This is a genomic window from Paenibacillus montanisoli, assembly GCF_003268025.1.
Classification (GTDB): Bacteria; Bacillota; Bacilli; order Paenibacillales; family Paenibacillaceae; genus Paenibacillus_Z; species Paenibacillus_Z montanisoli.
The window spans coordinates 1,045,961-1,059,183 of record NZ_QLUW01000002.1 but is presented as its reverse complement, the minus strand read 5'-3'; the positions used below and the strand labels follow the sequence as shown (position 1 = coordinate 1,059,183).

Genomic DNA, 13,223 nt, shown 5'->3' with positions numbered 1-13,223 from the left:
GCTGATTTGGCTATCGAACGGATTGATTTGCTCCTTACGGGTATCGGCCGCCTGGTCACGCCGCAAGGAAGCGTTCCCCGTTATGGTGAAGAGATGAGACACGTCCTCGAGATTGAACATGCCGCAATCGCGATCCGCGGCGATCGCATTGCGCTGGTTGGACCGCAAGCCGATGTGCTGGCCCAGCTTAACGGGGCTGAGATCGCTGAAACGTTGGATGCCGGCGGCTGTTTGGTTACGCCCGGTTTGGTAGATCCGCACACGCATCTGGTGCACGGGGGATCTCGCGAGCACGAGCTTTCCCTCAAACGATCCGGAGTGCCGTATTTGGACATTTTGGCGCAGGGAGGCGGCATTCTTAGCACCGTGAAAGCGACCCGCGCTGCAAGCGAGCGGGAATTATATGACAAAGCCTTTAAGAGCCTCGATATCATGCTGTTAAACGGCGTTACGACCGTCGAAGCGAAGAGCGGTTACGGATTGACGCTGGATGATGAACGGAAGCAGTTGCGCGTGGCAAAACGGCTCCATGAAGGGCATCCGGTCGATGTCGTGCCGACGTTCATGGGCGCACATGCCGTACCGGCGGAGTACAAAGGGCGGTCAGACGAATTCGTCGACCTTCTGGTTCAAGAAATGCTGCCTGAAGTGGCGCGGGAAGGGCTTGCCGAGTTTTGCGATGTGTTCTGCGAGCACGGCGTTTTTACGATCCAGCAGTCCCGCCGTATTTTGCAGGAAGGCAAGCTTCTCGGGCTGATTCCCAAAATCCACGCCGATGAAATCGAATCGCTCGGCGGAGCGGAGTTGGCCGGAGAGGTCGGCGCGATTTCCGCGGAGCATTTGCTGGCGGCATCGGATGAAGGCATGCGCATGCTTGCGGCAAACGGCGTTATTCCCGTGCTGCTGCCCGGCACGTCGTTTAACCTCGGGCTGAAGCAGCATGCGCGCGCCCGAGAGATGATCGATACGTTCCGGTTGCCTGTCGCGTTGTCGACCGACTACAATCCCGGCTCGTGCCCGACCGAATCGATCCAGCTGATCATGATGCTGGCATCGCTCAACCTGCGCTTGCTCCCGGAAGAGATTATAACCTCATGTACGATCAATGCGGCGGCCGCGATCGGGCGAGCGAACGACATCGGGTCCATCGAAGCAGGAAAGCGCGCGGATTTAACGGTCTTCGATGCGCCGAATATCGCCTATTTGCCGTATCACTTCGGCATCAATCATACGTTCGGCGTGATTAAGAACGGCAAAGTCGCTGTATGGGACCGCCGGATCGAAGGGAGGAGGAGTGCCGGTGAGCGATAGCATTCCTTTTCTGAAAACGCCCGATCAGGCTGCATTTCGCGATCATCTGGAGACGAAGGTTGCCCATTGGATCAAGCAGTGGGATGAGAGTGAACCGCTCGTTGCAGGCATCGTCGGCGTTCCTTTATCCAAGCCTTCAATCTCGCTTTCCGGCGCTTCGACGACGCCGTCGGCCGTACGCGCGGCGTTCAAATCGTTCACGACATACTCGATGGAATATGGCGTCGATCTGCAGCATATGACCGTCCGCGACCTTGGAGATATTCAAATGCATGTGACGGACATCGGCGAATGCCACCGGCGCATCGAAGCCTGCTTGGCCGATTTGTACGCACGGCAGCCTTCCATAGTCCCGATCGTTATTGGCGGCGACCATTCGGTCAGCTGCCCGTCGGTCAAAGCTTTTGCCGGGCGGTATCCGGGCAAGAAAGTGGGGATTATCCACTTCGACGCCCATCATGACGTGCGCAATTTCGAGGACGGCGGGGTAACGAACGGCACGCCTTTCCGCGGCATATTGGAATCCGGTGCGGCCGAAGGGAAGAATATCGCGCAAATCGGCATTCGCGGTTTCATGAACTCGAAGCCGTATCACGATTACGTGAAGAGCAAGGGCGTTCATGTCTTCACTTCCCGCGATGTACGAGTCAGCGGCATAAGCGCGATTCTTGATCAAGCCCTTGCGGTTGCCGGGGACGGAACGGAGGCGATCTATATCAGCTTTGACGTCGATGTCATCGACCAAGCTTTTGCCCCGGGCTGCCCGGCCATTGGCACCGGCGGGATGAACCCGTGGGATGCGCTCGATGCGCTGCATCAGCTCGGAACGCTGCCGCAGGTGATGGGGCTCGACTTCGTATGTATCGATCCTACTGTGGACGTGCGCAATGTGACTTCGCGTCTAGCGGTGCAATTCATGCTCTGCTTTTTGGCTGGAATGGCAAACCGTCCGGGATGATGCCGGACGGTTTGCCGACGAGTCTATTGAAATACGAAGACCGCTGCAGTACTACAGCGGTCTTTTTCTATTTTATCTCGATGCGAATTGTCTGCAAATCGTTTGTCCAGTAACACGATCATGACCAGTGAATAGTAATATAACACAGTAAGGTGTAAACGAAGGGAGAATGGCATGAAGCTGCTAATCATCGCGCCTGAGCAAAACACCGTGCCGCCGCCGATTGGCGGGTCCGTTGAGAATAGCATTTATCAAATCACAAAGCATATCTCAAATAAACACCGAGTCACCATTGTCAGCCTTTGGCGAAAGCATTTGCCTCGCAAATCCATCATCAATAATACGACCATTCTAAGAGTTCGCGGGGGATCAAAACGAAAATATTTAAGAAATGCGATAGCAAAGGTAAAGGGAAATCGTTACGATTTCATTCAAATCGACAACAGACCCGGTTTTGTTACTCAAGTCAGAAAAGCTTTTCCAACGACGAGGATCTCCGTATTCATGCACTCCATGATTTTTGTCTGTCCTCCGATGACAACGAAACGAAAAGCGAATGCCGATTTTAGAAGCGCAAAATTAATTATTGGCAACAGTAAATCGCTGCAGAGGTCATTGATGAAACGATTTCCTGCGCATAAAAGTAAGATGAAGTTCGTGCATCTGGGAGTCGATACGAGGAAATTTTATCCGAGCCGAAAGGCCTCTGTAAAATCATTTCACCTTCTGTTCGCCGGCCGGTTAATTCCGAGAAAAGGAGTTCCCGTCTTGTTAAAAGCCTACAAAAAGGCAAGAAAATCCGTTCCCTCACTTCGGCTATCCATAGCCGGTGGGACTTGGAAGCCGGCCTATAAGGCTTTTTTAAAGAAAACTGCACGCCGCTTGAACGTTCCGGTCCGCTTCAAAGGAAATCTGTCGCGAAATAAAATGCCGCAGTTTTACCGTTCCGGCCATTGTGTGGTTTGCCCATCACAACAGCATGAGGCATTCGGACTCGTCAATGTGGAGGCCATGTCATGCGGTCTGCCTGTCATCGCTTCACGCATCGGGGGCATCCCCGAAATCATTAAACATGGAAGGAATGGTTTGCTCGTAACCGCCTACCGCAAACCCTCTGCTTTTGCATCGCAAATCATCAAGCTTGCCAAGCATCCGAAATTGTACAAAAGTCTGTCCATTCGCGCCAGAAGAGATGCCGCGAATAAGTTCAGCTGGAAACGAACAGCGAAAAGACTAGTGGGAATCTATGCCCGCAAATCGTGATAGCATAAGAATTGACCGGCTTGATCGCTCCTCAATGATCAAGCCGGTCACATTTATTTCACTCATTATTTTTGCCTGTACGGACAATAACCCATCCTGATTGACAATCTCCACGTATACTGGGTATTGATAATGAACATTTATCGTTTAGAAACGAGGGAACGCGATGGCTAGAAACTTATCGACCACCCAGGTATTATATCGAATCGCTCAAGCAATGAGGCGAAAAAGGCCGCTGTCGCTTGTCAGAATCGGTGACGGGGAAAATATTGTACTCGCCCAAAAATCGGTATGGCCCCTTAGTAAAGTGATGAGGCAAACTTGGGCGGTAATGGCTAAAAGAGGACAAAAAGGGATTCCATTTCCGAACATAAAGCTCCGTAACGATCTGGTCCGATCCATTCGGCGTTCTACGATCGTCGGCATACTTCCGCTAAACGACCGCATGATTTATGCGCCGCAATATTTGAAAAGAAGGCTAACCAATCAAGTATTCAATCATTTCAAATTAAAGCCGCAAGTAACATGCCATGCTTGCGTGAACCGGATCGCGGTACGGAAGTCTTTGTTCCGGCAAATCCTTCGGGGCAAAAGAATCCTTGTCATTAATAGAAGCCCATCCACGATAAAAAAGCTATTAGAAAATAATCCTTATAACCTTCGTGTCACCGCGACAATCCCATTCTCCCATTACAGACAAACCTATCGGACGTTAAGACGGGCAAAGACGTTGAAGAACCGATTTGACATCGCGCTTATCTCGTGCGGCGTTAATGCGGTCACGCTTGCGCCGAAGATCGCGGCCGCAACCGGTAAGGTAGCCATTGATTTCGGCAAAGCCCCGAAGAAAATGAGGAAACTCAGTCGATGAAGCGGTTTATGACTTGGCGCCGTCACCTAATTTCACGAGCTTCGCTCCTGTTTTGACGCTTTTGATGATGTTGCGGGTATCAAAAATATATTTGCTGTGCTCCAAAATAAATTCAGCCGGCAAGACGGAATGGTCAACGAGAATAAGCACGCAGTCTGCACCGGCTATTTCCTCTGCCGTTAATGCGACGCTGTTCAGTTTAGTGCCGTCATTCACCTGCATGGCATCAATATAGGGATCGTGATAACGGAGCTCTGCGCCTTGGTCAAGGAGGAGGCGGATTATGGGACTGGCCATGGATTCCCTCATGTCTGCGGTATCCTTCTTGTAGGTTACCCCGTAGACAAGGATCCGGGACTCCGTTAAAGGCTTATTCGAAGGCAGGTGTGCCTGGACACGATCCACGATATAGGCCGGCATCGACTCGTTGACGGTATGGGCGATTTCAATGAAACGGCTCGAAGCTCCCTTTTGCTCCGCCTTCCATTGCAAATATAACGGATCGACCGGAATGCAGTGTCCGCCGATACCGGGGCCGGGGTAAAACGGGCTGTATCCGTATGGTTTAGTGGCCGCGGCCTGAATGACTTCCCACACATTAATATGCAAAGCATCGCAAAGCCGGGCGAATTCATTGATAAATGAGATATTCACAAGGCGGTAAGTGTTTTCGAGGAGCTTGGTCAATTCCGCGGCATCAGTAGACGATACGGCTACAATACGATCAAAAACCCGTTCGTAAAGCGCGCTTACTCTTTCAAGGCAGCGTTCCGTGATCCCGCTGACCACTTTCGGTATTTCGTTCATTTGCATGCTGCGGTTCCCTGGGTCTACTCTTTCAGGCGAATAAGCCAAGTGCAGTTGTCTGCCGATCTCTAAGCCGCTTTGTTCCAAAATGGGCTGAACAATCTCTTTCGTCGTACCGGGATAAGTCGAGCTCTCGATCACGACGAGCTGATGAAGTTTTATTACGGGAACCAACTGGCGGGTGACGTTGATTAGGAAAGTCAGGTCCGGGGCATTTTCGTTCGATAATGGGGTAGGGACGCAAACGATGATCGCATCCGCTGACGACAAGACGGAGTAGTCCGTCGTAGCGAACAAATCCCCCTCCGATACAGCGCGTTCGATTTCATCGTCCGATATATCCTGGATATAGCTCTTTCCTGCTCCAATGGCTCTGATTTTCCGTTCATCCATATCGATCCCGATGACGGGGAACCCTTTACGCATAAAAGCAACCGCAAGCGGCAATCCGACAAAACCGAGACCGATAATCGCGACTTTTTCTCTTCCATTCCCAATCGTAGTTGAATCAATCTCCTTCATAGTGCTTGAACAACACCTCTCTCTCATTGCGTTATTTAATAAAATATTTCAAAGATTAATAGAAGTGCACAACGTATGCCGGGGGTCGTTTGACTAATTTGGAAATATGGTTTTCGGAAGGAGAAACGCATGGGGAAAAATGCAAGCGGAGGCGTAACGATTGTTACGTCTACCATACGGCCGGAGTGCATCGACAATATTTTCAACAACTATGCTCGCCAGAAGTGGAAAGCCAAAGAATTGATTATCGTGGTGAATCGAAATGATATTAATCTGAGTCGCTATAAGAAAAAGGCGCAGCGATATCGGAACGTTCGAATATACAGAATGCAGCAGAATAAATTTCTGGGGGATTGCCTCAATTTCGCTGCCGCCAGATCGAAATATCGTTATGTCGCCAAGTTCGACGACGATGATTACTATGCTCCGAATTACATTCCCGAAGCGATGCGGCAGTTCATCCGATCAACCGCTGACGTCGTTGGAAAACGCTCATGCTTTTTCTTTTTTCCTCATAGATCCATTCTGCTATACCGCAGGACTTCAGTCCGGCCATACACGCGATGCAGGAAAATAGCAGGCGCAACGATCATGTTCCACAAGAGGGTCTTCCCGAGCGTCAAATTTGCAAGGGTGCGTTTGGGGACGGATGTACGGTTCATAGCTGCATGTTTGCGAAGAGGCTTTAGGCTTTACACGACGTCCCGTTATAATTTCGCGGCCATACGAAGGAGAAATCGTAATTCCCATACGTGGAAAGTAACGGACAACTATTTATTAACGGATAAATACGCTGAAATCGTGCGCACAAACAATTTCAAGAATATAGTTAATCGATCTTCCAGGCCATAACAGTGGGATGAATATCGATCGCTGACCGCGTGCTAACGCGGTTTTTTTTGTCCGCCGCGAAAAATGGCACAAGACTCCTTGCCTAATTTGATAGAGGCAGAAGGAATAAGGATTCCGCATACAGAAATGGACCTGTATGGTTCGAATTAGCAGGGGAGGCAACCCATTTGACAGCAATTCATGTCATGCTTTGGTTTGATACGGAAGACTACATTACACACGAAGCGGAAGATGCACTGTTAGGTTTATTGACTATGCTGAATAGTCGAAAAATAAAAGGGATCTTTAAAATCGTGGGAGAAAAAGCGCGTAAGCTGGAGCGAAACACTAGGGCAGACATATTAAAGCAGTTAATGCCGCATGAAATCGGCTATCATACCAACTTCCACAGCCTGCATCCTACCGTAAGCGAGTATTCCGAGAAATTCGGGTTCGCTGAAGGAGCACAGGAATTTGAATGGAGAGAGAGAGAAGGATTGGATGATGTTACGCGGATTACGGGGATGACAAGCAAGTGCTACGGTCAGCCCGGTTATTCCTGGGCGCCGCAATCCTTTCCCGCGCTCCGTAAGTGGGGAATTCCGGTCTATCTTGATGTCCACGATCAAATTACGCTCGATAACAAACCGTTCTGGTATGGCGGCATGCTCAATCTGACAGACATCAAGGGCATTATGCGAATGGAGTTAACAAAGAACGGATTGCAAGAGGGGATTCGCGAGTTCGATCGGATGTACGACATGCTGATGCAGGAGAACGGAGGATTCATTAGCATTTACTATCATCCATGCGAGTTTGCATGTACGGGCTTCTGGGACGGCGTGAATTACAATCATGGACAGAATACGCCTCGCGATCAATGGCAGCCCGCTCCTCTTAGACAGGCTGGCGAAATGGAAGCGTATATTGAAATGCTCGGCTCCTTTCTGGATTATACCTTGTCCAAGCCTAACGTAGCGTATATCACTTCGGAAGAAGCGCTGCATATGGAAAAATCCAACCGAACCGCATTGGAGGCTTCTGATGTCCGCGCACTCGCTGCAGCCACGTCACATGATCTGACCTACCAAGTATATAACGGTTATTCCCTGTCGGCCTCAGACCTGCATTCACTCTTTTGCAAATACCTGCTTGGGGAAGATTTGGTGCCTGAACTCATCTACGGACCGGAGCATGAAGTGGAAAGCGATCGATCAGTCAACGTCGATGTCTCTGCTATCATCAAAGCTATTTCCGTAGAATATCCAAGAGTGTTGGCATACAAGCAGTTGCCTGACTACTTTACCGTGGCAGGCTTCCGCATCAACCCCGTTGACCTAACTTGTACGCTAGCTAGCATTATTTCGAAAGAGCTAAACGATGTAGATCGCGTTGAGATGATAGCAGGCGCGTTAAAACCGAAAATGCACGCAAGAACAGACGAATGTTGGGGACCGAAATGGAGTCCGTTCCCGCAAGACTTGAAGGTCCCTAACTTGGTTCGTCAATCCCAGCTTCAAACATGGACATTGAAGCCGGCGATTTTCTAATACGAAAACTGGTGAAGCAAAAAATAGACTACCTCCTCGAAATTAGGAAGTAGTCTATTCCCGGTTCGTCAGTTCCAGATGGATAGTGCAACATGATGCCACATTGTACCGTTTTAATTATTATAGAATTCATAATAAAATGAGAGGGTTGGAGAAGCTAATAGATTTACTATCCATCTACATCAAACTATGAAAAGGAGCAGCAATAAATGAAAAAGAGCTTCCTTGGAATCTTTCTTGCAGGTTTTTCGCTAGTTCTATTTTCATCACCTATTTACGCAGCTGAAATTCAAATTAATGTTGACGGTAGTGCTATTCCTTCTGACATGAAACCAGAAATTAAAAACAATCGTGCAATGGTGCCTCTTCGTATTATTAGTGAAAATCTAGGTGCTAATGTCGAGTGGGCTAATTCTGTAGTTACACTCACTAAAGGCGATATGAAGTTAAAATTGAATGTAGATAGCACTACTGCAATTAAGAATGGCAAGGAAATAAGTCTTAAAGAAAAACCATATATGAAAAACAATCGCATTTTCGTGCCACTTCGTTTTATAGCAGAGACGTTTGGGAGTAACGTCAATTACAGCAAATCTAGCGTAACTGTTGATACCGAACCGCTGCTCATCGATGATGTACAGGTAAAGGCAGTGCAACAAGAGTATCATATGACTATGGGCGGAGTAGTACAACAAATCAACGGAAATGCATATAACGAAGCAATTTATAATACTTTTTTGAAAAATAAAGGACAAAAGGTCAAAGCCCCTGATAGTTATTCTTGGTGGCCTGACATTGACACACCTGGACATTATTACAAAAATGCTCAATATGATTTTTTAGATGACAAAGCGAACAGCTTACTTCGGTTCGATATATATTCATTAATTTATCCAGATGAATCTTCATCGGGGTACCCAAAAGTTTTGATGTATGATGTTACTAAAGATGAGTGGTACATGTTTAATGATAATGCTAATCAGTCCATAAATCGGTTTATTGGTATTGCTTTAAAGAACGGTTTTGTGAAGATTATCAGTAATACAGTTGTATAAGTTACCGACAACTGGAGACTAACGGGATACGATAGTTCAACGAGCCATAGTTGAATACTTCATTGGAAACGGCTGCCGAGTCATACGGCGGCCGTTTTTATTTAATATTGGAATTAATTACAGCTTTTTTGCTTTGCCGTGCGTCAAAAGCTGGGACATCATCGGTAAGCCGCTTGTCACCATTTCGTCAGAAACGAAGTGACGAACGTCACATCCGCCTCCTCCGGCTCCTGTTAAGCTAACGTTGTAAGAAACAAAGCAATTACCGAATCCGAATGGAGGATGCACAATGTTTTGTTACCAATGTGAACAAACGCCGAACGGCGGGTGCAAGGTTATCGGGGTATGCGGGAAAAACGAGACGATCGCAAGTTTGCAGGATACGATTATTTTTGCGCTGAAAGGTATAGCCGCTTATGCGACCCACGCCAGACAGCTTGGCTTCACTGATCCGGAAGTCGATAAAATTACACACGAAGCCCTTTATCTGACATTAACCAACTCCAATTTCAATCTGCAAGAACACCTGGATATGGCCATGAAGGTCGGCAATGCCGCGGTGCGGATCATGGATGTACTCGATCGTGCGCATACGACGCATTTCGGCATCCCGAATCCGGTTACGGTCTCGCAGAATAAAATCGAAGGCAAGTGCATTGTCGTGACGGGGCATAACTTGTATGCGCTAGAAGAGCTGCTGAAGCAAACTGAGGGCAAGGGCATCAATATCTATACTCACTCCGAAATGCTGCCGGCCCACGGCTATCCGAAGCTGAAGCAATATCCGCACTTAAAAGGAAACATCGGGAAAGCCTGGTATGACCAGCGCCGGCTGTTCGAGCAATTCCCGGGAGCGATTCTGGCGACGACAAACTGCGTTATGCCCATCAAAGGTACGTATGCGGATCGTTTCTTCTCCTATGAGGTGGCCGGACTCGAGAACGTTACGAAAATCATCGGCGATGATTTCTCGCCGCTGATCGAGCGGGCGCTCGAACTGCCGGAGGCGAACATCGACTCCAATCAAGTACTGACCACCGGCTACCATCACGAAACCGTAATCGGGCTAGCGCCGGAAATCATTCAAGCGGTGAGAGACGGCCATATCAAACGTTTCTTCGTCATCGCCGGATGTGACGCCCCCGGCAAGGGCGGCGAGTATTACCGTGAACTGGCGACATCGCTTCCAAACAACACGGTCATCCTTACGACGTCCTGCGGCAAATTCCGCTTTAATGATGTGGATTACGGCACGGTTGCGGGCACCGGCATCCCGCGGTATATCGATTTGGGTCAATGCAACAATTCCGGCTCTACGGTTAAAATCGCATTGGCGCTCGCCGATGCCTTTGGCTGCAGTGTCAATGAACTGCCGGTCAGCATTGTGCTTTCTTGGTTCGAGCAGAAGGCCGTTGCCATTTTATTAGGCTTGTTCAGCCTCGGCATCAAAGATATTCGTATCGGTCCGAAGGCGCCTGAGTTCATTAACGAGGGTGTTTTGAACGTACTCGTCGAGAAATTCGGCCTAAAGCTGATCGGCGATGCGCAAGAAGACATGGCTGCCATGCTTTCGATACATTAAATTTATCATCGAACAATTATCCCGCCGATATGGCGGTTTTTTTTTTGGCTTAGTCAATGAATATGAATCTATACCGCTCATACGATTAAGGTTCGCCGCATATATTCGTTTACGTAAAAAGAATAATCAAGCCTTCAATCGCAGAACAAACCCCATTCATCGAGGGATAGCATAAATCCCAAGCTCGTGTGGTTTTTTTTGTCTCTCCGCGAACGGCAATAACATGTCACCGAAATGGCATGATGACAATGGGGAGGGTTACGTATGGGGATGAAAAAGGTATGGATCGCGTCGATGGCAGTCATGCTCGCTGCAGGACTTCTGGCGGCGTGCGGCAACAATGGGGGCTCGGACAAAAAGATCATTAAAATCGCCTCCCAATCGCCTCTATCCGGAGGCAGCTCAGTTCAAGGCGAAGCGATCAAGCTCGGGGCGCAAATGGCGCTCGAGGAACGGAAAGCGGAATTTGAAAAGCTCGGCTTCGACCTGCAATTTACGCCTTACGACGACCAGGCAGACCCTAAGAAGGGCGTCGCGAACGCAGAAACGATTGCGGCGGACAAACAAATTATGGCCATCGTCGGCCATATGAACTCCGGGGTAGCGATCCCGTCGTCAGTTGTTTACGATAAGTACGGAATCCCGATGGTATCGCCGTCCAACACTGCAACCGAGGTAACGGACCGCAAGCTGAAGGTCGTCAACCGGATCGTGGCTCGCGACGACTTCCAAGGTCCAGCTGCCGCCCAATACGCCGTCAATACGGTAGGAGCCAAAAACATCTTCGTCATTCAAGACAAGACGGCTTACGGTCAAGGCTTGGCGGACGCGTTCAAAAGCGAAGCCGAGAAACTGGGCGCGACAATCGCGGGGTATGAAGCCATCACCATCGGCGAAAAAGACTTTAACGGCGTGATCACTCAAATCTTGAGCAAAAAGCCCGACTTCATTTTCTTCGGCGGACTTTACGCGGAAGCGGGTCAAATCGTGAAGCAGGCACGCGACAAAGGCGTTACCGCGCCGATCATGGGCGGAGACGGCATTGACACCGCAGGGATGGTCGAAGTGGCCGGCGATAAAGTAGTAGGCACGTTGTACACCTCCGTGTCCACGGACATTACGAAAACCGATGCCGGAAAAGCGTGGGCCGACGCATACAAGCAAAAATTCGGCAAGAACGTCGATGGTTACTCCGCTTACGCTTACGATTGCATGAACCTCATTCTCAACGCCCTCAAAGAAGCGATCGAAGCGAACGACGGCGATTTGCCAACACGCGAGCAAGTCCGGGATCAAGTCCGGGCGACCAAGGACTTCGAAGGCATGGCGACGAAAGTTACGTTCGACGACAAAGGAGACAATGCGTACGCGAAAGTATTCGTTTATGAATTCAAGGCTGCTTCTTACCCAGGCTCGCTCATATCGGAAGTAAGCAAATAAACACATAACGAAATCTTTCAGAGGGGTTGTTCCATGATCTCCGATCTTCTCCATTCGCTGCCCCAGGTGCTGGTAGACGGACTTACCCTGGGCGCGGTTTACGCGGTCGTCGCTATCGGTTATACGCTTGTATACGGAATACTGGAATTGATCAACTTCGCGCATGGAGAAATATTCATGTCCGGTGCTTTCATTGGAACGGCCGTCATGCTGATGTTCGAATCCGCCGGCTGGCTGGGTGCAATGCCCGGCTGGCTGGCTTACATGCTCATTATGGCGGCGGCCATGCTGGTGACCGGATTAATGGGGGTAGGCATCGAACGAGTAGCCTATCGGCCGCTCCGGAGTGCGCCAAAACTGATTTCGCTCATCTCGGCGATCGGGGTATCGTTTTTTCTGCAGGATCTCGTTCGTTTCATCGCCGAATTGAGCACCGGAAGTTATTTGATCAGCAGCTCGACCTTGTACAACGACAATTTGCAATTACGGGTTTCGAAGCTTGGCGGCAGCTTGGGAGACGCGTTTTTGAAAACGAATACCGTGATCCTGATCGTAGTCGCGGTGCTGCTCATGGTCGGCTTGGACTTGTTCGTCAAACGCACGAAATGGGGCATTGCCATGCGCGCCGTCGCGCAAGACCGGGAAACCGCGGCGCTAATGTCCATAAACGTCAACAAAGTGATCGCTTTGACTTTTTTCATCGGATCGGCGCTTGGCGGGGCAACCGGCGTGCTATTCGCCCAGCAATACGGCACGGTAGATCCGTTCATTGGATACGTGCTCGGGATCAAAGCTTTCACCGCCGCCGTATTGGGAGGCATCGGCAGCATTCGCGGCGCGATGTTCGGCGGGCTCTTCATCGGAATGGTGGAAATGTTCGCATCCGCGAATCTAGGCGTGCTGACTAGCGGCAATTTCGGCGGAGAGTACAAGGACGTGTTCGCGTTCGCGATTTTGATCGTCGTGCTCATCTTCAAGCCGGAAGGCTTGTTCGGCAAAGCAGTCAAAGAGAAAGTGTAGGTGACTTCCGCAG

11 protein-coding genes are annotated in these 13,223 nt (G+C 49.6%); 10 read left to right on the top strand and 1 reads right to left on the bottom strand.

Annotated elements, in window-relative coordinates; translation table 11 throughout:
* Positions 1–12: 12 nt before the first annotated feature.
* The 4 genes from hutI to DL346_RS14400 all read left to right on the top strand — a co-directional run bounded on the left by hutI (position 13) and on the right by DL346_RS14400 (position 4,403).
* Positions 13–1,311, top strand: a complete 1,299-nt coding sequence (gene hutI, locus DL346_RS14415; RefSeq protein WP_112883131.1) for an imidazolonepropionase — start codon at positions 13–15, stop codon at positions 1,309–1,311.
* 10 nt (positions 1,312–1,321) lie between these two features.
* Positions 1,322–2,269: a formimidoylglutamase gene (gene hutG / locus DL346_RS14410; protein ID WP_112883130.1), complete on the top strand. Its 948-nt coding sequence runs from the start codon at positions 1,322–1,324 to the stop codon at positions 2,267–2,269.
* Between the two features lie 174 nt (positions 2,270–2,443).
* Positions 2,444–3,532, top strand: coding sequence for a glycosyltransferase family 4 protein (locus tag DL346_RS14405; protein ID WP_112882779.1), 1,089 nt, complete (start codon positions 2,444–2,446; stop codon positions 3,530–3,532).
* A 166-nt stretch (positions 3,533–3,698) separates the two neighbouring features.
* A complete protein-coding gene (locus DL346_RS14400) occupies positions 3,699–4,403 on the top strand; it encodes a GT-D fold domain-containing glycosyltransferase (protein WP_112882778.1) in 705 nt (234 codons plus the stop codon).
* Positions 4,404–4,409: 6 nt separating this feature from the next.
* Here the strand turns inward: DL346_RS14400 and DL346_RS14395 are convergent, their stop codons facing one another.
* Complete coding sequence (locus DL346_RS14395; protein WP_112882777.1) at positions 4,410–5,732, bottom strand: nucleotide sugar dehydrogenase; 1,323 nt, start codon at positions 5,730–5,732, stop codon at positions 4,410–4,412.
* Positions 5,733–5,861: 129 nt separating this feature from the next.
* On the opposite strand from DL346_RS14395, the gene DL346_RS14390 reads away from it, so the two are divergent.
* The 6 genes from DL346_RS14390 (at position 5,862) to DL346_RS14365 (ending at position 13,210) form a co-directional block, all read left to right on the top strand.
* Positions 5,862–6,584, top strand: a complete 723-nt coding sequence (locus DL346_RS14390; protein ID WP_112882776.1) for a glycosyltransferase family 2 protein — start codon at positions 5,862–5,864, stop codon at positions 6,582–6,584.
* 167 nt (positions 6,585–6,751) lie between these two features.
* Complete coding sequence (locus tag DL346_RS14385; protein ID WP_112882775.1) at positions 6,752–8,113, top strand: polysaccharide deacetylase family protein; 1,362 nt, start codon at positions 6,752–6,754, stop codon at positions 8,111–8,113.
* 209 nt (positions 8,114–8,322) lie between these two features.
* Positions 8,323–9,168: a copper amine oxidase N-terminal domain-containing protein gene (locus tag DL346_RS14380; protein WP_112882774.1), complete on the top strand. Its 846-nt coding sequence runs from the start codon at positions 8,323–8,325 to the stop codon at positions 9,166–9,168.
* Between the two features lie 289 nt (positions 9,169–9,457).
* Positions 9,458–10,750 (top strand): hydroxylamine reductase, encoded by a 1,293-nt coding sequence (gene hcp, locus DL346_RS14375; protein ID WP_112882773.1) that lies wholly within the window; start codon positions 9,458–9,460, stop codon positions 10,748–10,750.
* A gap of 264 nt (positions 10,751–11,014) precedes the next feature.
* Positions 11,015–12,190 (top strand): branched-chain amino acid ABC transporter substrate-binding protein, encoded by a 1,176-nt coding sequence (locus DL346_RS14370; protein WP_420849564.1) that lies wholly within the window; start codon positions 11,015–11,017, stop codon positions 12,188–12,190.
* Positions 12,191–12,223: 33 nt separating this feature from the next.
* Positions 12,224–13,210 (top strand): branched-chain amino acid ABC transporter permease, encoded by a 987-nt coding sequence (locus DL346_RS14365; protein WP_112882772.1) that lies wholly within the window; start codon positions 12,224–12,226, stop codon positions 13,208–13,210.
* Positions 13,211–13,223: the final 13 nt, after the last annotated feature.